19 protein-coding genes and 1 other RNA gene are annotated in these 22,613 nt (G+C 54.2%); 3 read left to right on the forward strand and 17 right to left on the reverse strand.

Annotated features, from left to right (window positions below; genetic code table 11):
* Nucleotides 1-51 precede the first annotated feature (51 nt).
* Nucleotides 52-1,494, forward strand: coding sequence for a protein adenylyltransferase SelO (gene selO / locus F384_RS06105; protein WP_046480317.1), 1,443 nt, complete (start codon nucleotides 52-54; stop codon nucleotides 1,492-1,494).
* Between the two features lie 4 nt (nucleotides 1,495-1,498).
* On the opposite strand, the gene hemP is transcribed toward selO, so the two are convergent.
* The 3 genes from hemP to ppsR form a co-directional block, all read right to left on the reverse strand.
* Nucleotides 1,499-1,681: a hemin uptake protein HemP gene (gene hemP / locus F384_RS06110; protein ID WP_046480318.1), complete on the reverse strand. Its 183-nt coding sequence runs from the start codon at nucleotides 1,679-1,681 to the stop codon at nucleotides 1,499-1,501.
* A 142-nt stretch (nucleotides 1,682-1,823) separates the two neighbouring features.
* Entirely contained in the window at nucleotides 1,824-2,870 is a 1,047-nt protein-coding gene (gene aroH, locus F384_RS06115; protein WP_046480320.1) for a 3-deoxy-7-phosphoheptulonate synthase AroH, read from the reverse strand.
* Between the two features lie 156 nt (nucleotides 2,871-3,026).
* Entirely contained in the window at nucleotides 3,027-3,860 is an 834-nt protein-coding gene (ppsR, locus tag F384_RS06120; protein WP_046480321.1) for a posphoenolpyruvate synthetase regulatory kinase/phosphorylase PpsR, read from the reverse strand.
* A gap of 333 nt (nucleotides 3,861-4,193) precedes the next feature.
* Between ppsR and ppsA the strand changes: the two genes are divergently transcribed.
* Nucleotides 4,194-6,572 carry a phosphoenolpyruvate synthase gene (gene ppsA / locus F384_RS06125; RefSeq protein WP_046480323.1) on the forward strand — a complete coding sequence of 793 codons (2,379 nt, stop codon included), beginning with the start codon at nucleotides 4,194-4,196 and terminating at the stop codon, nucleotides 6,570-6,572.
* Between the two features lie 265 nt (nucleotides 6,573-6,837).
* On the opposite strand, the gene fadK is transcribed toward ppsA, so the two are convergent.
* From fadK to F384_RS06150, 5 genes are all read right to left on the reverse strand, one after another.
* Nucleotides 6,838-8,466, reverse strand: coding sequence for a medium-chain fatty-acid--CoA ligase (gene fadK, locus F384_RS06130; RefSeq protein WP_046480324.1), 1,629 nt, complete (start codon nucleotides 8,464-8,466; stop codon nucleotides 6,838-6,840).
* A 95-nt stretch (nucleotides 8,467-8,561) separates the two neighbouring features.
* Nucleotides 8,562-8,855: a ferredoxin family protein gene (locus F384_RS06135; protein WP_046480326.1), complete on the reverse strand. Its 294-nt coding sequence runs from the start codon at nucleotides 8,853-8,855 to the stop codon at nucleotides 8,562-8,564.
* The gene (locus F384_RS06140) at nucleotides 8,852-10,141 is read right to left on the reverse strand and encodes an FAD-dependent oxidoreductase (protein WP_046480327.1); all 1,290 of its coding nucleotides are present in this window, start codon (nucleotides 10,139-10,141) and stop codon (nucleotides 8,852-8,854) included. The genes F384_RS06135 and F384_RS06140 overlap by 4 nt, the downstream gene beginning before the upstream one ends.
* Before the next feature lie 56 nt (nucleotides 10,142-10,197).
* On the reverse strand, nucleotides 10,198-11,133 hold the full coding sequence (locus F384_RS06145; RefSeq protein WP_046480329.1) for an electron transfer flavoprotein subunit alpha: 936 nt from the start codon (nucleotides 11,131-11,133) through the stop codon (nucleotides 10,198-10,200).
* Nucleotides 11,134-11,153: 20 nt separating this feature from the next.
* Entirely contained in the window at nucleotides 11,154-11,921 is a 768-nt protein-coding gene (locus F384_RS06150; RefSeq protein WP_046480330.1) for an electron transfer flavoprotein, read from the reverse strand.
* 328 nt (nucleotides 11,922-12,249) lie between these two features.
* Between F384_RS06150 and F384_RS06155 the strand changes: the two genes are divergently transcribed.
* Nucleotides 12,250-13,140, forward strand: a complete 891-nt coding sequence (locus tag F384_RS06155; RefSeq protein ID WP_046480332.1) for an AraC family transcriptional regulator — start codon at nucleotides 12,250-12,252, stop codon at nucleotides 13,138-13,140.
* A 71-nt stretch (nucleotides 13,141-13,211) separates the two neighbouring features.
* Here F384_RS06155 and F384_RS06160 read toward each other — a convergent pair whose 3' ends face one another.
* The 9 genes from F384_RS06160 to ydiK all read right to left on the reverse strand — a co-directional run bounded on the left by F384_RS06160 (nucleotide 13,212) and on the right by ydiK (nucleotide 22,551).
* Nucleotides 13,212-14,363 carry an acyl-CoA dehydrogenase gene (locus tag F384_RS06160; protein ID WP_046480333.1) on the reverse strand — a complete coding sequence of 384 codons (1,152 nt, stop codon included), beginning with the start codon at nucleotides 14,361-14,363 and terminating at the stop codon, nucleotides 13,212-13,214.
* Nucleotides 14,364-14,376: 13 nt separating this feature from the next.
* Nucleotides 14,377-15,972, reverse strand: a complete 1,596-nt coding sequence (locus tag F384_RS06165; RefSeq protein WP_046480335.1) for an acyl CoA:acetate/3-ketoacid CoA transferase — start codon at nucleotides 15,970-15,972, stop codon at nucleotides 14,377-14,379.
* Nucleotides 15,973-16,116: 144 nt separating this feature from the next.
* Nucleotides 16,117-16,875, reverse strand: coding sequence for a type I 3-dehydroquinate dehydratase (gene aroD, locus F384_RS06170; RefSeq protein WP_046480337.1), 759 nt, complete (start codon nucleotides 16,873-16,875; stop codon nucleotides 16,117-16,119).
* A 33-nt stretch (nucleotides 16,876-16,908) separates the two neighbouring features.
* The gene (gene ydiB, locus F384_RS06175) at nucleotides 16,909-17,775 is read right to left on the reverse strand and encodes a quinate/shikimate dehydrogenase (RefSeq protein WP_046480338.1); all 867 of its coding nucleotides are present in this window, start codon (nucleotides 17,773-17,775) and stop codon (nucleotides 16,909-16,911) included.
* 23 nt (nucleotides 17,776-17,798) lie between these two features.
* A complete protein-coding gene (locus F384_RS06180; RefSeq protein ID WP_046480340.1) occupies nucleotides 17,799-19,043 on the reverse strand; it encodes an MFS transporter in 1,245 nt (414 codons plus the stop codon).
* Between the two features lie 246 nt (nucleotides 19,044-19,289).
* Entirely contained in the window at nucleotides 19,290-20,507 is a 1,218-nt protein-coding gene (locus tag F384_RS06185) for an MFS transporter (protein ID WP_046480341.1), read from the reverse strand.
* Nucleotides 20,508-20,636: 129 nt separating this feature from the next.
* Nucleotides 20,637-20,993 (reverse strand): YdiL family protein, encoded by a 357-nt coding sequence (locus F384_RS06190; protein ID WP_046497811.1) that lies wholly within the window; start codon nucleotides 20,991-20,993, stop codon nucleotides 20,637-20,639.
* Between the two features lie 151 nt (nucleotides 20,994-21,144).
* An RNA gene (gene rprA, locus F384_RS28210) (antisense sRNA RprA) lies at nucleotides 21,145-21,252 on the reverse strand.
* A 186-nt stretch (nucleotides 21,253-21,438) separates the two neighbouring features.
* Nucleotides 21,439-22,551 carry an AI-2E family transporter YdiK gene (ydiK, locus tag F384_RS06195; protein ID WP_046480342.1) on the reverse strand — a complete coding sequence of 371 codons (1,113 nt, stop codon included), beginning with the start codon at nucleotides 22,549-22,551 and terminating at the stop codon, nucleotides 21,439-21,441.
* Nucleotides 22,552-22,613: the final 62 nt, after the last annotated feature.

Raw genomic sequence — 22,613 nt, forward strand, 5'->3', positions numbered from 1 at the left:
TGCTGGTGTTTATGCCGGTATTAACCGTCTACACTACAGGCAGGAGGCCCTATGACCCTGTCTTTTACAGCCCGCTGGCGCGATGAACTGCCAGCAACATATACCGCACTGACGCCAACGCCGCTGAATCACTCACGACTGATTTGGCACAATGATGCGCTTGCCGAACAACTGGGTATTCCTGACTCACTTTTTCATCCTGACAGCCCGGCGGGTGTCTGGGGCGGCGAGACGCTGCTCGCGGGGATGTCTCCGCTGGCGCAGGTCTATAGCGGTCATCAGTTTGGCGTCTGGGCGGGGCAACTGGGCGACGGGCGTGGCATTTTGCTGGGTGAGCAGTTGCTTGCCGATGGCAGCACGATGGACTGGCACCTGAAAGGCGCGGGCCTGACGCCGTACTCGCGCATGGGCGATGGTCGTGCGGTACTGCGCTCCACTCTGCGTGAAAGCCTCGCCAGTGAAGCGATGCACCATCTGGGGATACCGACGACCCGGGCGCTGGCGATTGTCACCAGCGACACGCCGGTTTACCGTGAAACGGTGGAGGCGGGGGCAATGCTGATGCGACTGGCGCAAAGTCACATGCGCTTCGGCCATTTTGAGCATTTCTATTATCGTCGCGAGCCGGAAAAGGTTCAGCAACTGGCGGATTTCGCTATTCGCCATTACTGGCCGCACCTCCAGCAAGAAGCCGATAAGTACATTCTCTGGTTTCGCGACGTGGTCGCGCGGACCGCGTCACTGATAGCCGACTGGCAAACCGTAGGCTTCGCGCACGGGGTGATGAACACCGATAACATGTCGATCCTCGGACTGACGATGGACTATGGTCCGTTTGGTTTTCTGGATGATTATGAGCCGGGGTTCATTTGTAACCATTCAGACCATCAGGGGCGCTACAGCTTCGATAATCAACCTGCGGTGGGCCTGTGGAATCTTCAGCGACTCGCGCAAAGCCTGTCGCCCTTCATTCCGGTTGAGGCGCTCAATGATGCCCTCGACGGCTACCAGGTGGCGCTACTGACGCGCTACGGTCAGCGAATGCGGCAGAAACTGGGCTTCATGACCGAGCAAAAGGATGACAATGACCTGCTGAACGAATTGTTCAGCCTGATGGCCCGCGAGCGCAGTGACTATACCCGCACCTTCCGCATGCTGAGCGTCACCGAGCAGCAGAGCAGCGCATCGCCCTTGCGCGACGAATTTATCGATCGTGCCGCCTTTGACGACTGGTTCTCGCGTTACAGAACGCGTTTGCAGCGTGACGAAGTCGCCGACGCTCAGCGCCAGTCACTGATGCTGAGCGCAAATCCGTCCGTGGTGCTCCGCAACTGGCTGGCGCAGCGAGCCATTGAAGCGGCGGAAAAAGGCGATATGCGCGAGCTGCATCGCTTGCACGCCGTACTGCGGGAGCCTTTCCGTGAGCGCGATGATGACTACAGCCATCGTCCGCCGGACTGGGGAAAGCGTCTGGAAGTCAGCTGTTCAAGCTGATGTTCTATTTGGTCAGCAAGAGTTTACCTGCCTGCGTTCGACGCAGCAGGTACTCCTGACCGTCGTGATCGATAATCACCTTACCGTCATCACCTAACAGTGTCTGACTGCTGATCTTGCGGATGGGCGCAGGCGGGGGAACCGTGTTTTCTCGTTCCTTAAGGCGGGGTGGTTCAATGTTATCCATACGGGTATCGTGACTGATTAATAATAATTAATGTAACAATGATTTTTATTATCAGTAATGTGCGCGACAACGACAAGTATTAAATAGGGTAGTTTGCGAAAAGAGGAGAAGAATTGCCCACCCTGAACGGATGGGCGGGCGATCAGAAGCGGCTGTCTACCGCCGAGGCCAGTTTGTTCAGCAGCAGTTCAGTGTCTTCCCAGTTAAGGCAAGGATCGGTTATCGACTGACCGTAGACCAGCGGCTGCCCGCTGACGATCTTCTGCGTACCTTCACGCAGAAAACTTTCCGCCATAATGCCGGCGATGGCTGTCGATCCGTTACGGATCTGCTGGCAAATATCATCACAGACATCCAGTTGACGGCGATGCTGTTTCTGGCAGTTGCCGTGGCTGAAATCGACGACCAGATGTTCTGGTAAATCAAATTCATGCAGCGTATCGCAGGCCGCCGCAATATCTTCAGCATGGTAGTTCGGCTTTTTACCACCGCGCATAATGATATGGCCATAGGGGTTGCCGCTGGTCTGATAAATGGTCATCTGACCGGTTTTATCGGGCGAGAGGAACATATGACTGGCGCGGGAGGCGCGGATCGCATCAACGGCAATACGGGTATTTCCGTCGGTGCCGTTTTTAAAGCCGACCGGGCAGGAAAGTGCCGAGGCCATTTCGCGGTGGATCTGGCTTTCGGTGGTCCGCGCGCCAATGGCACCCCAGCTGATCAGATCGGCAATAAATTGCCCGGTCACCATATCGAGAAATTCCGTAGCGGTCGGGATGCCCAGTTCATTGACCTGCAACAGCAGTTTGCGTGCCAGTTCAATACCGTGGTTCACGCGATAACTGCCATTGAGGTCCGGGTCGGAAATGAGACCTTTCCAGCCGACAACGGTGCGCGGCTTTTCAAAATAGGTGCGCATGACAATTTCCAGGCGCGCCTGGTGTTGAGTGCGCAGCGCCTGTAAACGCGTGGCGTACTCCAGTGCGGCATCGAGATCGTGGATGGAGCACGGACCTACAATGACCAGCAAACGGCGGTCTTCACCATTTAATATTCTTTCTATCCGGCGTCGGGAGTCGGTAACGTGGCTGGCGACGGCGGACGACACAGGATGCCGTTGCGCAAGTTCAGCGGGCGTAACCAGACTGTCTATACGCGCGGTACGCAGTTCATCGGTTCTGTTCATGACAATTCTCAGAAATTTGTGGCTTCTACGGCAGAGGTACCGGGAAGTGATGGGCACAACCTTAAACCAATCCCTGCTGATTTCAAGTGCGAGGTGCGTCACACCTCGCGGCAGAACGGTATGATAACAAAAAAACAGAACTCGTGAACTAGTTTGTTAGTACATGCGTCGACTCAGTCCCATGATATCGAGGATTTTGGTGGCGATCTCTTCAACCGAATAGTTAGTACTGTTCAGCCACGGGATCTGATTTTTACGATAGAGCGCCTCGACTTCGGACACTTCCATGCGGCACTGGCGCAGGGACGCGTAGCGACTGTTTTCCCGGCGTTCTTCGCGAATGGCTGCCAGACGTTCAGGGTCAATCGTCAGGCCAAACAGCTTATGTTGCAGGGGCTTTAACGACGCGGGCAGAACCAGATTGTCCATGTCGTCGGCAATAAAGGGATAGTTCGCCGCGCGGATGCCAAACTGCATCGCCAGATAGAGGCTGGTGGGCGTTTTGCCGCAGCGCGAGACGCCCAACAAAATCACTTGCGCCTGGTCGAGGTTGCGCAACGAAATGCCATCATCGTGGGCAAGGGTGTAATCAATGGCGGCGATCCGCGCATCATACTTGATCAGGTTACCCGGATTCAGCCCGTGAGTCCGGTGGGCAATTGGCGTGGGGTAGAGCTTCATCTCATGTTGCAGCGGGGTGATCAGCGCCTGCACAATATCCTGACAAAAGCCTTCGCTTTGCAGGATGATGGCGCGGATTTCCGGCAATACAATCGAATAGAACACCAGTGGACGCACGCCAGTTTGTTGAAAAATGGCGTCGATCTGGTCCTTAACGGCACGGGCACGGTTCTCATTTTCGACAAACGGCAGCGTGATACTGCTGATGGTGACGGGGAACTGCGACATCACCGCATGGCCCAATACTTCAGCAGTAATTGCCGTACCATCGGAAATATAAAATACATGACGATCTACAGCATTATCCATTTTCACACCCTGGAAGTCAGTCATAATTCTCTGAAAGCATAAATTAAAATTACTCTGAAGCGTAGAAAATAACGCTCACTTTAAAAATGAAATGGTATTTTTATATTTTATGAAAAGTACATTTCATTTTCTGGAACAGATGTTTATACCGACACATTTTGTGGGGATCGCCCGCCACTCGTGGGTTTGCGCAAATGGGTAAACTGTCCGAAAAAATAAAAAATATATTTGCTTGAACGATTCACCGTTTTTTTAAGCGGGTTAAATATGCAAAGATAAATACGTAATTAAGCGTTTCCTAAACTCGTTCATTTATCACAAAAGGATTGTTCGATGTCCAACAATGGCTCGTCACCGCTGGTGCTTTGGTATAACCAACTCGGCATGAATGATGTAGACAGAGTTGGGGGCAAAAATGCCTCCCTGGGTGAAATGATTACTAACCTTTCCGGTATGGGTGTATCGGTACCGAATGGTTTTGCCACAACCGCCGATGCGTTCAACCAGTTCCTGGACCAAAGCGGCGTAAACCAGCGCATCTATGAACTGCTGGATCAGACGGATATTGATGATGTCACCGCGTTAGCGAAGGCAGGCGCACAGATCCGCCAGTGGATTATCGACACTCCTTTCCAGCCTGAGCTGGAAAATGCCATCCGCGATGCCTACGCGCAACTCTCTGCGGATGATCAACATGCGTCTTTTGCCGTGCGTTCTTCTGCAACGGCGGAAGATATGCCGGACGCGTCTTTTGCCGGTCAGCAGGAAACTTTCCTCAACGTCCAGGGCTTTGACGCCGTACTGGTTGCCGTGAAGCACGTGTTCGCGTCGCTGTTTAACGACCGCGCGATCTCCTATCGTGTTCACCAGGGCTATGACCACCGCGGCGTGGCGCTCTCTGCGGGCGTTCAGCGGATGGTGCGTTCCGATCTGGCGTCCTCCGGCGTGATGTTCTCCATCGATACCGAATCCGGCTTTGACCAGGTGGTGTTCATCACCTCGGCGTGGGGTTTGGGAGAGATGGTGGTGCAGGGCGCGGTGAACCCGGATGAGTTCTACGTCCACAAACCGACCCTGGCGGCCAATCGTCCCTCGATTGTGCGTCGCACGATGGGCTCGAAAAAAATCCGTATGGTCTATGCACCGACTCAGGAGCACGGCAAACAGGTCACCATTGAAGATGTGCCGCAGGAAAGCCGCGACATTTTCTCTCTGACCAACGACGAAGTGCAGGAACTGGCGAAGCAGGCGGTCCAGATCGAGAAACACTACGGTCGTCCGATGGACATCGAGTGGGCGAAAGACGGTCATACCGGCAAGCTGTTCATCGTCCAGGCGCGTCCGGAAACCGTGCGTTCTCGCGGCCAGGTGATGGAGCGTTACACGCTGCACGCGCAGGGCAAAATCATTGCGGAAGGGCGTGCGATCGGCCACCGCATCGGCGCGGGTCCGGTGAAAGTCATTCAGGACATTAGCGAGATGAACCGCATTGAGCCCGGCGACGTGCTGGTTACCGACATGACCGACCCGGACTGGGAACCGATCATGAAAAAAGCGGCGGCGATTGTCACTAACCGTGGAGGTCGTACCTGCCACGCGGCCATTATCGCGCGTGAACTGGGTATTCCGGCGGTGGTGGGCTGTGGCGATGCCACTGAGCGCATGAAGGATGACGAGAAGGTCACCGTTTCCTGCGCAGAAGGTGACACGGGCTACGTGTACGCCGACCTGCTCGACTTCAGCGTTAAGAGCTCCAGCGTCGATACCATGCCGGATCTGCCGCTGAAGGTGATGATGAACGTCGGTAACCCGGACAGGGCATTTGACTTCGCCTGTCTGCCTAACGAAGGCGTTGGTCTGGCGCGCCTGGAATTTATCATCAACCGGATGATTGGCGTGCACCCGCGTGCGCTGCTGGAGTTTGACTCCCAGGATGCCAAACTGCAGAACGACATTCGCGAGATGATGAAAGGCTTTGATTCTCCGCGTGAATTTTATGTGGGTCGCCTGACGGAAGGGATCGCCACCCTCGGTGCGGCATTCTGGCCGAAACGGGTGATCGTGCGTCTGTCAGACTTTAAGTCTAACGAATACGCGAACCTGGTCGGCGGTGAGCGCTACGAGCCGCATGAAGAGAACCCAATGCTGGGCTTCCGTGGTGCGGGCCGCTATGTGTCGGACAGCTTCCGTGATTGCTTTGCGCTGGAATGCGATGCGGTGAAACGCGTGCGTAACGACATGGGGCTGACTAACGTCGAAATCATGATCCCATTCGTGCGTACCGTTGAGCAGGCAAAAGCGGTCGTGGAAGAGCTGGCGCGTCAGGGGCTGAAACGTGGTGAAAATGGCCTGAAGATCATCATGATGTGTGAGATCCCGTCCAACGCCCTGCTGGCTGAACAGTTCCTGCAATACTTCGACGGCTTCTCGATCGGCTCTAACGACATGACGCAGCTGACGCTGGGTCTGGATCGTGACTCCGGCGTGGTGTCCGAACTGTTTGATGAGCGTAACGACGCGGTGAAAGCACTGCTGTCGATGGCGATTCGCGCAGCGAAGAAACAGGGTAAATACGTCGGGATTTGCGGTCAGGGCCCGTCTGACCACGAAGACTTTGCTGCGTGGCTGATGGAAGAGGGGATCGACAGCCTGTCGCTGAACCCGGACACCGTTGTCCAGACCTGGCTGAGTCTGGCGGAACTGAAGAAGTAAGGTAATGCCTGATGGCGCTACGCTTATCAGGCCTACAGCGATTCCCCTGTAGGCCGGATGGCGATACGCCGTCATCCGGCAATACATACACCCGCAATGCCCCTGTAGGCCGGATGGCGATACGCCGTCATCCGGCAATACATACACCCGCAATGCCCCTGTAGGTCGGATGGCGATACGCCGTCATCCGGCAATACATACACCCGCAATGCCCCTGTAGGCCGGATAAGGCGGTACGCCGTCATCCGGCAATTTGTACCTCACGTCATTCCGACGCTAACCGCTGAATAATATCCTGGCGTAACAGGAACTTCTGGATCTTCCCGGATGCCGTTCTGGGCAACTTTTCCACCACCACAATGTGTTCCGGATACTTATACTTCGCCACGCGTTTACGGCTAAAGAAGGCCACCACCTCTTCCAGCGACAGTGAATGATGCGGCGCTTTCAGCACGATGTAGGCACAGGAACGCTCACCTAAACGCTCATCCGGCATGGCAACCACGCAGGCATCGTGAATGCGGGGATGCTGCAACAGAATGTCTTCTACTTCGCGACTGCTGATGTTTTCGCCGCCCCGGACGATGATATCTTTCTTGCGTCCGGTTATCTTGATGTAACCCGCCTCGTCCATCCGACAGAGATCGCCACTGTAATACCAGCCGTCGCTATCCAGCGCACGGGCGGTTAACTCTGGCTCATCGAGATAACCCATAAACACGTTCGGCCCGCGTGAGGCTTCTTCACCTTCGACGCCGGGTGGCACGGGGTTACGTGCCTCATCAACAATCTTAATTTCAACCCCTGCCGCCGCGTAACCATCCGTATTCATCATGCGGGAGGGCGGATCGTCGAGGTTCACCACCGCATGCGGCGAGCTTTCCGTCGAGCCGTAGACGCTGAGCAGCTTAATGCCGCGCTGCTGGCAGTCGCGGGCAATGCGCTTCGGAATCGTGGTGCCGCCGCACAAAAAGAAACGCAGCGAAGAGAGGTCGGCAGGCTGCTTTTCAACGGCACACAGCAGATCGTATACAAACGGCGTCGCCCCTAACACGCAGGTACAACGCTGCTGTTCCAGCAGTTCAAGACAGGCCGTTGGGGTAAAAATATCCAGCAGCACGCTGCGTGCGCCGATCAGAAACGGTGCCGTCACGCCGTGTAAAAAACCGGTAGCGTGTCCCAGCGGCGCCGGCATCAGAAAGACGTCCAGCCAGGTCAGATTCAGACGTGCGCAGTAGGCCCGCTCGCTGGCGAGAATATTGTTGTGGCTGAGCATGACGCCTTTCGGCATTCCCTCGGTGCCAGAGGTAAACAACACGGCGGCCAGTTCGTCACCGTGAACCGAAATGTGACGGGCAAGCGGCGCGTTGTCCGCGACTATCTGGCTGAGGGCGAGTGAGGTGGTGGCCGGTGCCAGTTTATCGACGCCGATAATGTGTTGCAGATGCGGCAACTGATTTTGCAGGGGCAAGATTAAATCGACCGGGCGCGTCTGTTTAAACACCGTCGGGGCGAAAAACAGCTTTGCCTGACACTTGTTCAGCACCCATACCAGCTCCGCTTCGCGCCAGGCGGGCAGCAGGGGAACGGATACTGCACCGGTTTTCAGGCAGGCGAGATAGATAAGCGTAAATTCGCACCAGCCGGGAAGCTGAAAAGCCACGCGGTCGCCGGGTTGAAGGCCGCTCGCCAGCATCCAGCTTGCCAGACAGCTTGCCGCATGGTCGAGGGCGGCATAGGTGAATGCAGTACCGTGGTTATCCACGACGGCAATTTTTTCCGGCACGCTGCGCACGGTTTGCTGCCAGTAGTCTCCCAGCGAGGCATCGCCCCAAAAACCAAGCTTGCGGTAGGCGTCTCGCCGCCCGGCGTCAAACGTTAATGTGACACTCATCGGTGGTTCCCGGTAAATCAAGTGGGTAGTGAGGGGATAGCAGGCCGGATAAGACGCCAGGCGTCACTCTCCGGCAGTTGTGTCCATCAGCCGTATCAGCCGTAGCGGAAATCCACGCCAAAGGTGCCTGCAGGGTACTCCCATTTTTCGAGGATCGTCTCACCGCACAGCACCCGGCAGGTTCCGCACTCCAGACAGCCCGCAGAATCAAAGTGAATCGTGCCCGCCTCATCCTGCTTATAGAGTCCGGCGGGGCAGGCGTTCAGTAATTTTTGAAACTCTTTACTGTCCGGGTTCGCCGCCAGAATGATGTGCGGATGGCCTTCATCGACATGGAATTTATTGACGCCAAGCTTGACGTCGACGTTAACGCGATTGTCCTGACTCATAGTGCCGTGACTCCCTTAATGCCATCCTTCAATAGATTCATCAGACCGACCTGTTTTGCATGCGACAGGATCATCTTGCGCATCGGCTGATTCGGGCTGCCATCAATGGTGAACATGTCGCTCATGATGTCCGCCACCATGCGTGGATACTGGGTGAACAGGCGAGGATTCTCCATCAGCGCTGGCATCTTGCGAAAATGCTGCATATCACGCATCACGCACCCTTTCTCCAGTTCGCTTTTGTATTCCGCCAGCGTGCGGGAAGAGAAATCCTTGCGCTCTTTTGCCGCTATCGCTGCATGTGCCGCCGCTTCGGCAGAGGCGATGGCTAAATCCATTCCGCGCACCGTGAAACCGAGGTTCAGACAAAAGCCTGCGGCATCGCCGACAATCATCACGCCGTCGCCCACCAGTTCCGGCACCATCGCCAGCCCGCCTTCCGGCACCATGTGCGCCGAGTATTCCAGCAGCTTGCCGCCCTGAATCAACGGACGAACGGCGGGATGCTGTTTAAAATCTTCCAGCATCTGCGGCACGCTCTTTTGCGCATGGGCCATGTCGCCCAGTCCGCATACCAGACCGAGGGAAACGGAGTCGCGATTGGTATAGAGGAACCCGCCGCCCATCAGACCGTTTGACGGGGAACCGGCGAACAGCCAGGCCGCGCCTTCATCTCCGGACAGGTTAAAGCGGTCGTTGATTTGCTCCGGGGTGAGCCCAATCAGCTCTTTCACGCCGACAGCGTAATGATGCGCCGACGAGGCCGGGACCATGCCCAGCGAACGCCCCAGCATCGAATTGACGCCATCGGCGAGGATCACCACGTTGGCTTCGAGAATGTCATCGCCCGCCTGCACGCCAGTCACCTGGTTACCTTCTCGAATCAGCGCATCCACGCGCACGCCGGGGATAAACTGCGCGCCAGCCGCTTCAGCTTGTTCCATCAGCCACGGATCAAGGCGGTTGCGCAACACGGTGTATGACGCCTGACCCGGGATATCCGCCTGTTCGCGATGGTAGTCCAGCGTGGTCGCGCTTTCTTCGGTCATAAACGAGATTTTCTCGCGGGTGACTTTACGTTCAACGGGTGCCTGCTGGGCAAAACCGGGCATAATGCGCTCAATGACGTGGGCGTAGAGGCGACCCCCGGTCATATTTTTACTGCCCGCGCTGTTGCCGCGCTCGATGACCAGAACATCGAGTCCGGCTTTTGCCATGATGTACGCCGCCACCGTTCCCGCTACGCCAGCACCGACGACGATGGCATCAAATTTTTCATCCGACATGCTTAAAGCTCCCTTCCCGCCGTTTGCACAGCGGGAGATGTGGGTAAAGGTGAGAGTTAGCGCAACTGCGCGATCAGGGCAGGGACCACTTTGTAGATATCGCCCACCAGTCCGTAATCGGCATAGTTGAAGATTGGCGCGTTCTTATCTTTGTTCACGGCGACAATCACTTTGGCGCCGTTGCCGCCAACCATATGCTGGATCTGTCCGGAGATGCCGAGCGTCAGATACAGTTCGGACTTCAGCAGCACGCCGGAAACGCCGATATAGCGTTCGCGCTCCATCCAGTTTTCCCCTTCGGCGATAGGGCGTGAACAGCCGACTTCTGCGCCCAGCACTGCGGCCAGTTCGCGCACCATGTTGAGGTCGTCCTGCGCCGCCAGACCACGACCGACGCCCACCACGCGTTTTGCTTTGCTCAGGTCAACGCTGCTGAGCGATTTGGCGCGTCGTTCCTGACACAGGATCTCCTGTCGCGGGGCAACCCATTCAGCGCTGACTACCGGGCAGTCATGCGCGGGATCCGCCGCGCCCGGCTCCAGTACGCCGGGCGCGAGGGTGATAATGGCCAACGGGCTGTTCAGTTTTTCTTTGCCAAATGCCAGTCCGCCATACATACGATGTTCGGCAAACAGCGCATTTTCGTCGACGCGTACCGCCGTTGCATCATTCACCATCGCCGCATCAAGTTGAATACTCAGACGCGCGCCCAGCGCTTTGCAGCGTTTGGTTGCGGCCATCAGCAGCAGTCCGTTGCCTTTTGCCTGGATCTGCGCGGCCAGCGTTTCGGCGTAATTTTCAATTCGTTGCAGTTCAGACGTCTTCTCCAGCACGATGATACCGTCAGCGCCGAGCGGCTTAACGCGTGCCGCCTGTTCGGAACCCTGAACAATGGCGTAGACCTGCTGACCCCACTGACGCGCGCCAGCCATCAGTTCTGCGTAGCGTTCAACGTTATCGCTAAATACCCAGACGTGGGTTAATTGACTCATGATTGTGTTCTCCGTTGGGCTCAGTTCAGGGCTTTTTTCAGGTGTTCGGCCAGTTCGGCGATGGCTTCCGGCGAATCGTTATCCAGAATGATGTGCTTACGTGCCGTTTGCGGCGGTACGGTAATGGCGACCAGCTCCGCCTGCAGTGCGCCCTGGCTCCAGCCAATGTCGCTTGCCTGCCACGTATGCACTGGCTTTTTCCCGGCGCCAAGAATGGCTTTCATTGAGGGGATACGTGGGGCGTTAATATCCGATGTGACGCAGAGAACCGCAGGAAGCGACAGTTCGATCACTTCCACGTCCTCTTCGAGCGTGCGTTCTACAACCAGCTTATCGCCCTGACGCTGGAGGCCGCTGACGGCGTTAAGGGTCGGCAGTTGCAGGATCTCACCGACCAGCAGGCCAACCTGCTGTGCGTAAAGGTCACCAGAACCTTCGCCAAACAGGATCAGATCGAAACCGATTTTTTCCACCGTAGCGGCGATAGCCTGTGCGGTATCTTTTGGCAGCGCGTGTTCCAGCTGCGCATCCTGCATCAGGTACAGTGCGTGTGGTCCACGGGAGAGCACATCTTTACGCACTTTCGAGTTCTGTAATAATGAACCGCCCACCGTCAGCGCCGCGATCTCATCCTCCGCGTCTGTGGCTAACTGCGTGGCGGCCTCGATAGCGTTGAGGTCGAACTGGCTGATTTTGGCGTCCGCATTATCAAAGCTGAGCGCTTGCTCGGGGGTAATAACAATGTCCTGTTCTTCAGGCACCAGCTTAAAGCAGGTTATTATTTTCATGGCATCTCCTGTGAGTCGCATACCGACAGTGACGGTCAGGCCACCCCGGCGGAAAGTGAAAATTGACTGGAATTAGTGTGCGACAGAGGGGGGCTTTTTATCGACGGAGCAATCTGTTTTCGTTACCAGGTATCTTGCAAAAAAAGTGGGATCGCTCATGCAAAAGAAATGAGCAGAAAATCATTTGAGAAAATCAGACGTATTATCTTGCAGGTTAGGGAAATAATCTTGTTTTGCCCTTACTAAATACAGTTGTATAACCGCCGTACTCGCTCTATTTTATCCCTATTATATTGTTCAGGATTACTATCTGCTTGTGGAGGTTGTCATGTATCAACGCTGCTTTGATAATGCAATGGAAAGCCTTTTTGACCAGGGTAAGACCCCGCGATTTTCCCGATTTGTCATTAGTGATGATCCCCGCTGGGAGTCTGGTCATCACGTGCATGATAATGAGACGGAGCTGATTTACGTTAAAAAAGGCATTGTCAGATTAATTATCGACTCTTCACTGTATGTGGCTCACGAGGACGATATCGTCGTCGTGGAGCGGGGGCGACTGCATGCCGTGACATCGGACGTGAATGCGCCTGCCACGACCTACACCTGCGCGCTGTATGGCTTTCGCTTTCAGGACTGGGAAGAGAATCAACTGCTGCAATCGCATTCCTGTCCGGTGGTTGCCGTTGGTCAGGGTAAAGAGGTCATTAAAAGTATTTTTAATGAACTCAGCGTGATGCTGCCGCAAAGTAAAAATGGGCTGACGTCATCCGTCTGCGATGCATTTGCCTATGCGTTGACGGTACTCTTCTACGAAAACTTTAAAAATGCCTATCGCTCAGAGCAGGGGTATATTAAAAAAGATGTTCTGATTAAAGATATTCTGGTCTACCTCAATAATAATTATCGCGAGAAAATTACGCTTGAGCAGTTATCAAAAAAATTTCGTGCCAGCGTCAGCTATATTTGCCACGAATTTACCCGCGAGTACCATATTTCACCGATCAATTATGTGATTCAGCGGCGGATGACCGAAGCAAAATTTGCGCTGACCAATACCGATTATTCCCAGGCCGAAATTTCCTGGCACGTCGGCTACGAGAATGTCGACCACTTCGCCAAGCTGTTTTTGCGCCACGTTGGCTGTTCGCCCGGTGATTACCGTAAACAGTTTAAAAACAATCTGGCAGAGCAGGCCTGTCTGTTGTCTGACGCCTGAGTTTTTGTTTCAGCATAGGTAAGCGAGTAAATCGCCGGATAGCGGTGCAAGCACCGTATCCGGCCTGACGCTTACTTGTTCTGATAATCCTTCAGGATCTGCCGGCCTGCGACATAAATCATGATCTCATCCGTCCCGCCGCCAATCCGTTCGCAACGGACATCACGCCAGAATCGGGAGACGCGCGCTTCGTCGGTATAGCCTAGCCCGCCCATAATTTGGATCGCATCGTCAATCACTTCCATTGCCGTACGGGCGCAGTACAGTTTCGCCAGGGCGGCACTGGTACGCAGCGACTGCTCCTGATCGGCCTGCCATGCCACCTTCAGCACCATATTGCGCATGTTGTCGACTTTGATTGCCATCAGCGCCAGTTTTTCCTGGATCATCTGGTTGTGTCCAATCGGCTTGCCAAACGCGATGCGCTGGTTGGCATAACGCGCGGCATCCTCAAAGGCGCACTCAGCAAAACCGGTACTGCGCGCAGCGTTGATCAGACGTTCCATCTCAAAGTTGTACATCACATTGAGAAAGCCCATGCCTTCCTCGCCCACCATGTCGCTTTCATCCACCTCAACGTTGTCGAGATAGACTTCACACGTGCTGAGCATGTGCCAGCCGATTTTGTGCAGTGGGTTGACTTTGATCCCTGGTTTGTTGGACTCCACCCACCAGAGGGTAAAGGCTTTCTTCGGATCTTTCGGCTCCGGGTCACGCGCCAGCACCAGCATGTACGGGTACTCTTTGGCACCGGTAATAAACGTCTTCTGACCGTTCAGGTACACCTTGCCATTTTTGCGCGTGTAGCTGGTGGTGGCGCTGTTGTTATCCGAACCGGCACCCGGCTCGGTCAACGCCAGCGCATAGGCCGGGTCACCGGTCTCCAGTGTGCTTTCCGCCGTTTTTCGCAGTTGCTCTGGCGAACCGAAACGACGCATGCTGTGAATACACTGACCGTTGGTTATCAAAAAGGCCGGGGCGCCGCATTTTGACACTTCCATCAGGGCCAGCATTTGTGTCACGTAGTCTGCCGGAATGCCGCCGAACTCTTCGGGTACGCCCAGCATGGAAATACCGTTATCGGCCAGCGCGCGCATAAACTCTCTGGGATAGGTCGCCGTCTGATCGCAGGTACGGAAATACTCTTCCGGAAAATTGCTGGTGATCAGTTCTCGAATACTGGCAAGCAGCAGCTCTTGCTCTTCGGTTAAAGAAAAGTCCATCATCGTACTCCTTTTAATTAGCCGCTTCCGGCAGTTCAAAACCCATGGTGGCGTCGATAAATAATCTTTCATCCATCAGTTTCAGGTTCGGCGAAATAACCGGTGCGAAATCCATTTTGGCCAGAATATCGCGTTCCAGATCCACCCCTGGAGCAATCTCAATAAGATGCAGACCGTCTTCTTTCAGCGTAAATACCGCGCGCTCGGTGATGTAGCGCACATCCAGTCCACGCTCGAGCGCGATTTTTCCGCTGAAGGTAATTTCCGGCAGTTCGCTAATGAATTTATTCACCCGGCCTTCCTGGACGATGGTTAATTTACCGTCGGCGACCTCTGTTTTCAGACTGCCTGCGGTTAACGTGCCGCAGAAAACAATTTTCTTCGAGGTGGCGCTGATATCGATAAAACCGCCGGTGCCCATGATTTTGCCGTTGAATTTATGTACCCCGACGTTGCCGTGACGGTCGACTTCCGCAAAGCTCAGATAGCAAACGTCCAGTCCTCCGCCGTGGTAGAAGTCAAACTGTGACGTCATATCAAGAATGGCGCGGGTATTGACGTTCGCACCAAAGGCGACGCCCTGTGAAGTGATACCGCCAACGGGGCCGGTTTCGACGGTCAGTACGAAGTCATCCGCACAGCCTTCTTCGCGGGCCACCAGCCCAATGCCATCCGCGATGCCGACGCCAACGTTACCCACCGCGCCTTTACGCATCTCATACAGCGCGCGGCGAGCGACCAGTTTGCGCTGGTTGAGGGGCAGGGAGAGTTGAGTGCTGTCGTCGAGGGTGAAATCGCCCGAGATAAAGCGGTTCACCGGCGCGCCGCCGTACAGTTGCGTCTGGTCAGGATCGACGACCACAATATCCACCAGATAGCCGGGGATACGCACGGATTTGGGATGCAGCGTGGCTTTTTTGACCATCTTCTGCACCTGCATCATCACGATGCCGCCGTGGTTGTGTACCGCCTGAGCCAGCACCAGCGCGTCGAGGTACATCACTTCATCTTCAAACGAGGCATAGCCTTCGCTGTCACAGGTCGTGGCGCGGATAAACGCCACGGTCGGGGCAATGGCTTTGTAGTAGAGATATTCTTTGTTATCAATCTCCACCAGCTTGATGAGGTCCTCTTTGGTCACTTCATTGAGCTTGCCGCCCTGTTGGCGCGGGTCAACAAAAGTCCCAATCCCGATATCGCTGAGGATCCCGGGCTGGTGGGCGGCAGACGCGCGCAGCGCCTGGGTCAGCACGCCCTGTGGATAGTTATAGGCGGCAATTTTATTCTGTTCTGCCAGGTCCGAAATACGCGGCGATTGACCCCAGTGTCCGCACAGTGCCCATTTCACCAGCCCTTCCTGGGCTAGCGGACTGATTCCGCGATCGGCGCGATCGCCCAGACCGGTCGGACTGATAATCGATAAATTACGCGGCGTTTGCGTTTGTTTATATTTATCGGCTAAGGCGGTAATTAAGGTGGTGGCTTCCAGAATACCGCCACCCGCGCCTAATATACACAGCACATCTTCATCTTTAATATAATTAACCGCGTCCTGGGCCGAGAGTACAGGCACGCGCCCCTTCACGCGGGGTGGTCTTTCAGCTTTCATATTAACTCCTGGGTACCCGGCGGATACTGTGCGCCGCTGGATTCAGACGCAGGCATCCGCTGAATATTTATGTGAAATATTCACTATGGGTTGAAAGTTATATTTTATGGCGGGAGGATATGCTTCCCGCCTTTATTCAGTGCATTAAGCCTGATGTAAAATCGTTAATACCGTGCGCAGGTCGCTAACGGATATTTGTCCGGGCGCTGAAGCCTTTTTAACCGCGCCAAAGGTCGCTGCTGATCCGAAGACTTCACCGGCCAGGCGCGAAATCACACCGGTTTTCGACATCGACATGGTGATCGCCGGACGGTCGGCGTACTGCTCCTGCATTTTCAGTGTGGCGGAAAGCAGTGTCAGAACATCGCTACGGCTTTGCGGCATCAGGGCTATCTTCGGAATATCGGCGCCCAGCTCCTGCATTTTGCGCAGTCGTGCAACGATCTCTTCTTCTGCTGGCGTCTTGTGGAAATCATGGTTGGACATGATCACCTTGACGTTTTTACTGTGCGCATAGTCAACCGTCGCTCTGACCTGCTCATCACCGGTAAACAGTTCGAGATCGATAATATCCACCAGACCGCTGTCGACCGCCGCGCGATTCAGCGCGAGATAGGCGTCAGTCGAAATGGCCTGCTCACCCCCTTCATTCGCGCTGCGGAAGGTAAACAGCAGGGGAGTTTGAGGCATCTCGGCACGGATCGCGCGGACCGCCTCCAGCACGGCATCGGCAGAGGCGACATCGGCGAAATGGTCAACGCGCCATTCCAGAATGTCGAAATCCGCGTCGCGATAGGCCTGTGCTTCCGAGCGGACGCTGGCGAGATCTTTGCCCATCAGCGAGACGATTATTTTTGGAGCCCCTTCGCCAATCACGAGGTTTTTAACGGTTACGGTTTTCATTTAATACCTTTTATCAGTCTTAGTTCCTGGCCGTCAGGCCGCAAACCCCATCACCTGTTTCACATATTCCAGCGGGAAATCTTTGCCGGTCCACAGTTTGAACTGTTCAGCACCTTGCCACAACAACATGCCGTAACCATCGATTGTTTTGCAACCGGCTTGTTGCGCCTGCTGCAGTAACTTCGTCATATGCGGGTTGTAGACGCATTCGGTAACCAGCAGTTCCGGACGTAGCAGGCTCACGTCGCTGACGATAGATTCATTCTCCAGCGGCTTCATGCCGACTTTGGTGCCGTTGGTCAGGATATCCGCTGTCGCCAGCGCGTCTGCGAAGGCATGCTGGTCGGCAAGGTCTGTCACTGTCACCACGCAGTCTGTGTTTTCATTCACCCGTTTGGCGAAGTCCTGCGCTTTCTGGAAGAACTCATCATTGCGGTTAAAGAGTTTAATCTCCTTGATCCCCTCAATGGCCGCCTGCGCGCCGATGGCAGTGGATGCGCCACCGGCGCCCAGTAATACCATGGTTTTACCCTTGATATCGAAACCGCTCTCTTTAATCGCGCGAATGTGGCCCGTGCCGTCGGTATTGTAACCGCGCAGATAACCGTCATCATTGACGATGGTATTAATGGCGCCCACCAGTTTCGCCGCCGGGGTCAGTTCATCAACAAACTCACAGGCCAGTTGCTTATTGGGCATCGATACGCCAGTGCCGCGCATTTTTAACGCTTTCAGCCCCTCGATAGCGCCTGCGAAGGTGCTGTTGTCGACCTCAAAGGCCATGTAAGTAAACGGCAATCCGGCTTTCTCCAGCGCCTTATTTTGCATCTCAGGTGACAGACTGTGTCTGATGGGGTAAGCCATTAAGCCGATCAGTTCATATTTCGCGGTTACATCCATAACATGACTCCTTAAATTGTCGCTTAACTTTTTGTTGAAAAATAACGTTCACCCAGACGGATATCGTTCTGCGGAATATTGAAGACCCGGTAATAGCGAATAAAAACGATGATGCCGGTGATGAAGGCCAGTAGGGCAAAAACGAAGTCCAGTAAGATGATGTATTGCAGGCCGATGGTGGAGAGGTAGCCGGTAATCAGCGGAATGATAAAATTCGCGAGACCGCCCATCATCATATAAACGCTGGTGACTTTGGCTTTGCTTTTCGGAAAGAATTCCGACATCACCGACACGCCCAGTTGTAAAATCCCTCCCGCTGCGGAGAAGCCAATCGCAAATGCGCCCACGTTACATACCAGCGGGGACGGCCAGAGATAAATGACCGCGGCGGTCACGGTCGCCAGACCGGCGTTAAAGACGTTAGCCCAGATGGGGCGAACCATCTTTTTCAGCAGCGCAGCAAAGATAAAGACGCAGCACAGCGAGCCCAGGCTATACCAGGTGATGGTTTTCAGCGCATCCGCTTCTTCCATTCCGGCGAAGGCCATGGCGTACTTCGGCATCCAGACCACGATGACGTAGAAGGTGGAAAACGCCGCCACGCCAAACATGACGGAAGCCACCCCTTCCAGCCAGACCAGCGGTTTGCTGTTCATCTGCGGCAGCTCTTTAGCGACGCTGGCATCCACCAGTTGATCGGGGAATTTACTGCGCAGCAGCATCAGAGTTATCAGCACAAACAGAATGCCAGGAATGATCACGCCATAGCCGTACCAGATGTTGTTGAGCAGCATGTAGCCGACCAGCATCGGATAGAGCATCTGCCCGAAGGAGACCATGGCTTTGACCAGGATCACCGCCGAACCTGACGCTTTCGGGAAACATTCCATCAGCGCCGGATAGCCACCGGTGTCGAGTGCCGAGTTAGCCACGCCCACGCATACGGCGAGCACAAAGGCCACCATCAGATTAGGGCTGGCAGGAATACCGAAGAAAAAGAGGATATATAATGCGACACCTAACAGAATGATCGCCCGACGGCCAAATTTATCCGACAGGACGCCAAAAAACAGAATACTGACCAGACGACCCAGGCCGATACCGGAAATTAAATAGGCGATCCCCGCGCTGTCGGTAGAAAACTTAGCGGCGAGGGAGGTCATATTTTGCGCCAGCGTAATGACGCTAATGCCGTGGAGAAAATAGCTGAGATAAATACAGATGACCGCCAGGAAAAATGGCGTGCTGAAAGCTTTATTTTGTGACATTTTTTCAAAGCTCCTTGCCGGTTAATTTAATTCTGTTTTCGCCAGCGTTTTTATATCCGGCGATTTTTCACTAATATACGGCTGCGCAATGACATGAACTACATAACATGACGTTTTCATTACCAGGTATATTGCAGACGAAAGTGTGAAAGCCCACTTCTCCTGCGACGTTTTGCTGATGTTATTGACGTTATACAAACTATATTGCAGTTAGCGATAACAATATTGCATATGGCGGATTCAGCCTTATTCCGCTAACGGTGATATCAACAACTGACGTTTTGTTTCGAGACGACTGCGATAGCCGATAAACAGCGCCAACAGGAAACCTACGGCGGCAATACCGGTATCAAACCACATAATATCGGCGATGCTTCTCTGTGAGAGATGGGCCGTTACCAGCGGGATCGTGAAGGTGGCAATGCTACCTGCACTGTAATAAATGCCGGTGGCTTTCCCTTTCGCATGCGGGAAGCGGGCTGCCATCAGGGTCAGGCCTATCTGTACCACCCCTCCGGCTGATGAAAAGCCGATCACAAAGGCAAAGACAATCACAACATACACCGTGGGATGTAGGCATACCGTCAACAGCGCGACAAACGAGACGAAGGTGTACAGCATCAGCAAGGTGGTGGAACGCACCGTTTTGCGCACCAGCGGGGCGGTAATCAACACGCAAAGCAGTGAACCGCAGGTATAAATGCTCAGCAATTTGATCGACAGGGTATACGACATCCCGGCGACAAACTGCCCGTATTGCGCCAGCCACTGGCTGATGAGATAAAACGTGGCCATCGAGATGTAGCCATACAGGGTGTAGCTGGCAAGATCGATAAATGCGCAGCGATGTTTTTCCGCCGGGTGCTGTTCGTGCACTGGCGTGACCGGTGCAACGCGACGCCCGGGATGGGGCGGAAAAGTGCAGCGCAGTAAAAACAGACCGTTAATCAACATGATTGCGGCCGCAACGATAAATGACCAGCCAAACCACAGTTCCGCCCAGACCAGCAGACTGATAATGATGGGGAGTAAGAACTGTCCGCCGGAGACAAAGGCCTTAATCAGGATGTTGGCGGTGCTCGGCGAAGAGGGAAAGGCCTCCATCAGGCTGGGGTAGGTACCCGCATCCAGAAAACTGTTCGCCATGCCCGCGAGGACCCCGAACGCATAAGCGATGATAATATTGTGGGTCGTCAGAATGCCGAAAAAGAACGTCACATAGCAGAGCATTCCCAGAATAATAAAGGGTCTGCGGCCAAACCGGTCGGAGAGTAATCCGGCACAAAGCAGGACGCTTAAGCGCCCGATGCCTAATGAGGAGATCACGACAGACACGCCGGCGGCATTTGTCTGCCACTGTTGTTCGAGCGATGCCATGTTGAGGCTCATCAGGATGACCCCCATGCCATGCACCAGGTAATTGAGATACAGCCCCATCGCGGTGGGGAAATAGTGATTTTTCATGATGCCTGCTCAGCGAAATGGCTAATGATTTTCCCTGGTACGGGTTAAAAACCCGTGCCTTAAAAGTACAATCAATCTGTTTATTTAACGTTTTTTAGTATGAATCGCCTGTGGCAGGAAATACGTGGTCTAGCACAATCGTTCCAGGTCGTGGGCATAGAGTTCGGCAGCAACGGATTGATAAATTTTCCAGTCAAGAAAACTGCCATCACGATAGACTGACTGGAAATCGGTTAAATCAGCAAAGAAACGCATGGTATTATTACCAATGCGATTGTTTATCTTCTCTATAATGGCATTAATACGTCGTTTTCTTTTACTGCGCATTTCCAGCAGCGTTTCCACAATCGCGGGAGGCAGTTCACATTCGCCATTTTCCCACTGTTGCCAGTCGCCGACATTATAATCTGGCGCAATCCATGACATGCATTCCTCAATGGTCATTGCAAAAACTTGACGTAATGCCTGTAGTTCATAAGCGTTCATCATTGAATGACCCCATATTAAAAAACAATAAGGCATAAATAACATTATTAAACGGGTTTCGGCATGAAGAGAGTCACAATATCTTGTGCAATATTCTTTGTTATCGGCCTGTGAATATTACTTGCAGGGACGTGACTAATGCGATTTCAGGATAAAAAAAAGCCCATCGTGGGAGATGGGCAAAGACTACACACAGCAATTCGTTGTTTCACTCAGGGGATTTCCATACTTATAAATCAATGTCTTGATCTATAACCGTGACCTAATAGTAGGGTATCGGGCGTTTTAGCGTCGATCAGATTCGTCTCAATAGTTTAAATATCGTAAAGAATTTGCGACATAAATCAGGGATGACGAAGCGGTAACAGGCACTACAGGTAAGTTACGGGACAGTATTGATTAGCGGAGTTAAACAATCAGGCGACCGGAGTCGCCTGTTATCACGTTACTTTTTAAGGTCTTCGATTTCGTTCAGTTCTTCGAGGAGTTCTTCGGGGTTGCTGGTGGGCGCAGGCGCTTCGTTAACCCAGGCCGAAAACAGTCGCCAGGAAACGGCCAGCAGTACCGGACCGATAAACAAACCAATCATGCCAAACGCAATCAGGCCGCCAATGACGCCGGAGAGAATCAGAATCAGCGGCAAATCTGCGCCCATGCGGATAAGCATCGGGCGAATCACGTTATCCAGTGTTCCCACCACGCAACTCCACGCCAGCAGCACGCTGCCCCAGGTGGTATCGCCAGTCCAGTAAAGCCAGATAATGGCCGGAATCAACACCGGTAACGGCCCCAGTTGTACCAGGCAGGAGAGGATCATCACCACGGAGAGCAGTGTGGCGTAAGGGACGCCGGAAACGGCCAGGCCGATACCGCCCAGCACCGCCTGCACCAGCGCAGTGACGACCACGCCCAGCGCGACCGCGCGGATCGCCTGTGCGGCCAGCAGCATCGCCGCGTCGCCACGCTTTGCGGCCAGACGGTAGGCAAAATGACGAATACCCAGCGCCACCGTCTCACCACGCCAGTACAGCAGGGCGCTGAACAAGAGCATCAGGCCGCAGTGCATCATAAAGCGACCGATGTGGGCGGCCTGACCGACAAACCAGGTGGTCGTGGTGCCGATGTACGGACGGACCTTCGCCATGATCGCCGTCCCCCCCATATCCAGCAGGTTATGCCAGCCGGCATACAGTTTCGCGCCGACCAGCGGAATGCTGTTCAGCCAGGCCAGATCCGGTAACGTCATATCACCGCTCGTGACGGCGTGAATCAGCGGTCCGCTGCCATCAACAATGCTGTTGACCAGCAGGGCAATCGGGATCACAAACAACAGCACTAATAAGAGCGTCATCACCAGAACCGCCAGTGAACGTCGGCCCCAGAGTAATTTTTGCAGGCGCAGTAAAACCGGCCAGGTTGCGATGACGATCGTCCCGGCCCAGGCAAAGCCCAGAATAAAAGGTTGAACAATCCAAAGACACGCCACAATCATGATGGCTAAAAACAGCACCGACAGCAGCACTTGCGCGATATCCCTGGGCTGATGAATATTGACCATAAACTCTTTCACCTATGTAGTGCGTCAGATCGTTGACGCGACACGACCGCGTGAAACACGCC

This window comes from Citrobacter amalonaticus Y19 (assembly GCF_000981805.1).
In the GTDB taxonomy this organism is placed as follows: Bacteria; Pseudomonadota; Gammaproteobacteria; order Enterobacterales; family Enterobacteriaceae; genus Citrobacter_A; species Citrobacter_A amalonaticus_C.

Excerpts from the sequence above, each read along its gene's own strand:
- aroH (WP_046480320.1), bottom strand. The coding sequence starts at position 2,870 with ATGAACAGAACCGATGAACTGCGTACCGCGCGTATAGACAGTCTGGTT.
- F384_RS06160 (WP_046480333.1), bottom strand. The coding sequence starts at position 14,363 with ATGGACTTTTCTTTAACCGAAGAGCAAGAGCTGCTGCTTGCCAGTATT.
- ydiB (WP_046480338.1), bottom strand. The coding sequence starts at position 17,775 with ATGGATGTAACCGCGAAATATGAACTGATCGGCTTAATGGCTTACCCC.
- selO (WP_046480317.1), top strand. The coding sequence starts at position 52 with ATGACCCTGTCTTTTACAGCCCGCTGGCGCGATGAACTGCCAGCAACA.
- F384_RS06155 (WP_046480332.1), top strand. The coding sequence starts at position 12,250 with ATGTATCAACGCTGCTTTGATAATGCAATGGAAAGCCTTTTTGACCAG.
- fadK (WP_046480324.1), bottom strand. The coding sequence starts at position 8,466 with ATGAGTGTCACATTAACGTTTGACGCCGGGCGGCGAGACGCCTACCGC.
- F384_RS06135 (WP_046480326.1), bottom strand. The coding sequence starts at position 8,855 with ATGAGTCAGGACAATCGCGTTAACGTCGACGTCAAGCTTGGCGTCAAT.
- F384_RS06180 (WP_046480340.1), bottom strand. The coding sequence starts at position 19,043 with ATGTCACAAAATAAAGCTTTCAGCACGCCATTTTTCCTGGCGGTCATC.
- ppsA (WP_046480323.1), top strand. The coding sequence starts at position 4,194 with ATGTCCAACAATGGCTCGTCACCGCTGGTGCTTTGGTATAACCAACTC.
- F384_RS06150 (WP_046480330.1), bottom strand. The coding sequence starts at position 11,921 with ATGAAAATAATAACCTGCTTTAAGCTGGTGCCTGAAGAACAGGACATT.
- F384_RS06190 (WP_046497811.1), bottom strand. The coding sequence starts at position 20,993 with ATGAACGCTTATGAACTACAGGCATTACGTCAAGTTTTTGCAATGACC.
- F384_RS06145 (WP_046480329.1), bottom strand. The coding sequence starts at position 11,133 with ATGAGTCAATTAACCCACGTCTGGGTATTTAGCGATAACGTTGAACGC.
- ydiK (WP_046480342.1), bottom strand. The coding sequence starts at position 22,551 with ATGGTCAATATTCATCAGCCCAGGGATATCGCGCAAGTGCTGCTGTCG.
- F384_RS06140 (WP_046480327.1), bottom strand. The coding sequence starts at position 10,141 with ATGTCGGATGAAAAATTTGATGCCATCGTCGTCGGTGCTGGCGTAGCG.
- aroD (WP_046480337.1), bottom strand. The coding sequence starts at position 16,875 with ATGAAAACCGTAACCGTTAAAAACCTCGTGATTGGCGAAGGGGCTCCA.
- F384_RS06165 (WP_046480335.1), bottom strand. The coding sequence starts at position 15,972 with ATGAAAGCTGAAAGACCACCCCGCGTGAAGGGGCGCGTGCCTGTACTC.
- ppsR (WP_046480321.1), bottom strand. The coding sequence starts at position 3,860 with ATGGATAATGCTGTAGATCGTCATGTATTTTATATTTCCGATGGTACG.
- F384_RS06185 (WP_046480341.1), bottom strand. The coding sequence starts at position 20,507 with ATGAAAAATCACTATTTCCCCACCGCGATGGGGCTGTATCTCAATTAC.
- hemP (WP_046480318.1), bottom strand. The coding sequence starts at position 1,681 with ATGGATAACATTGAACCACCCCGCCTTAAGGAACGAGAAAACACGGTT.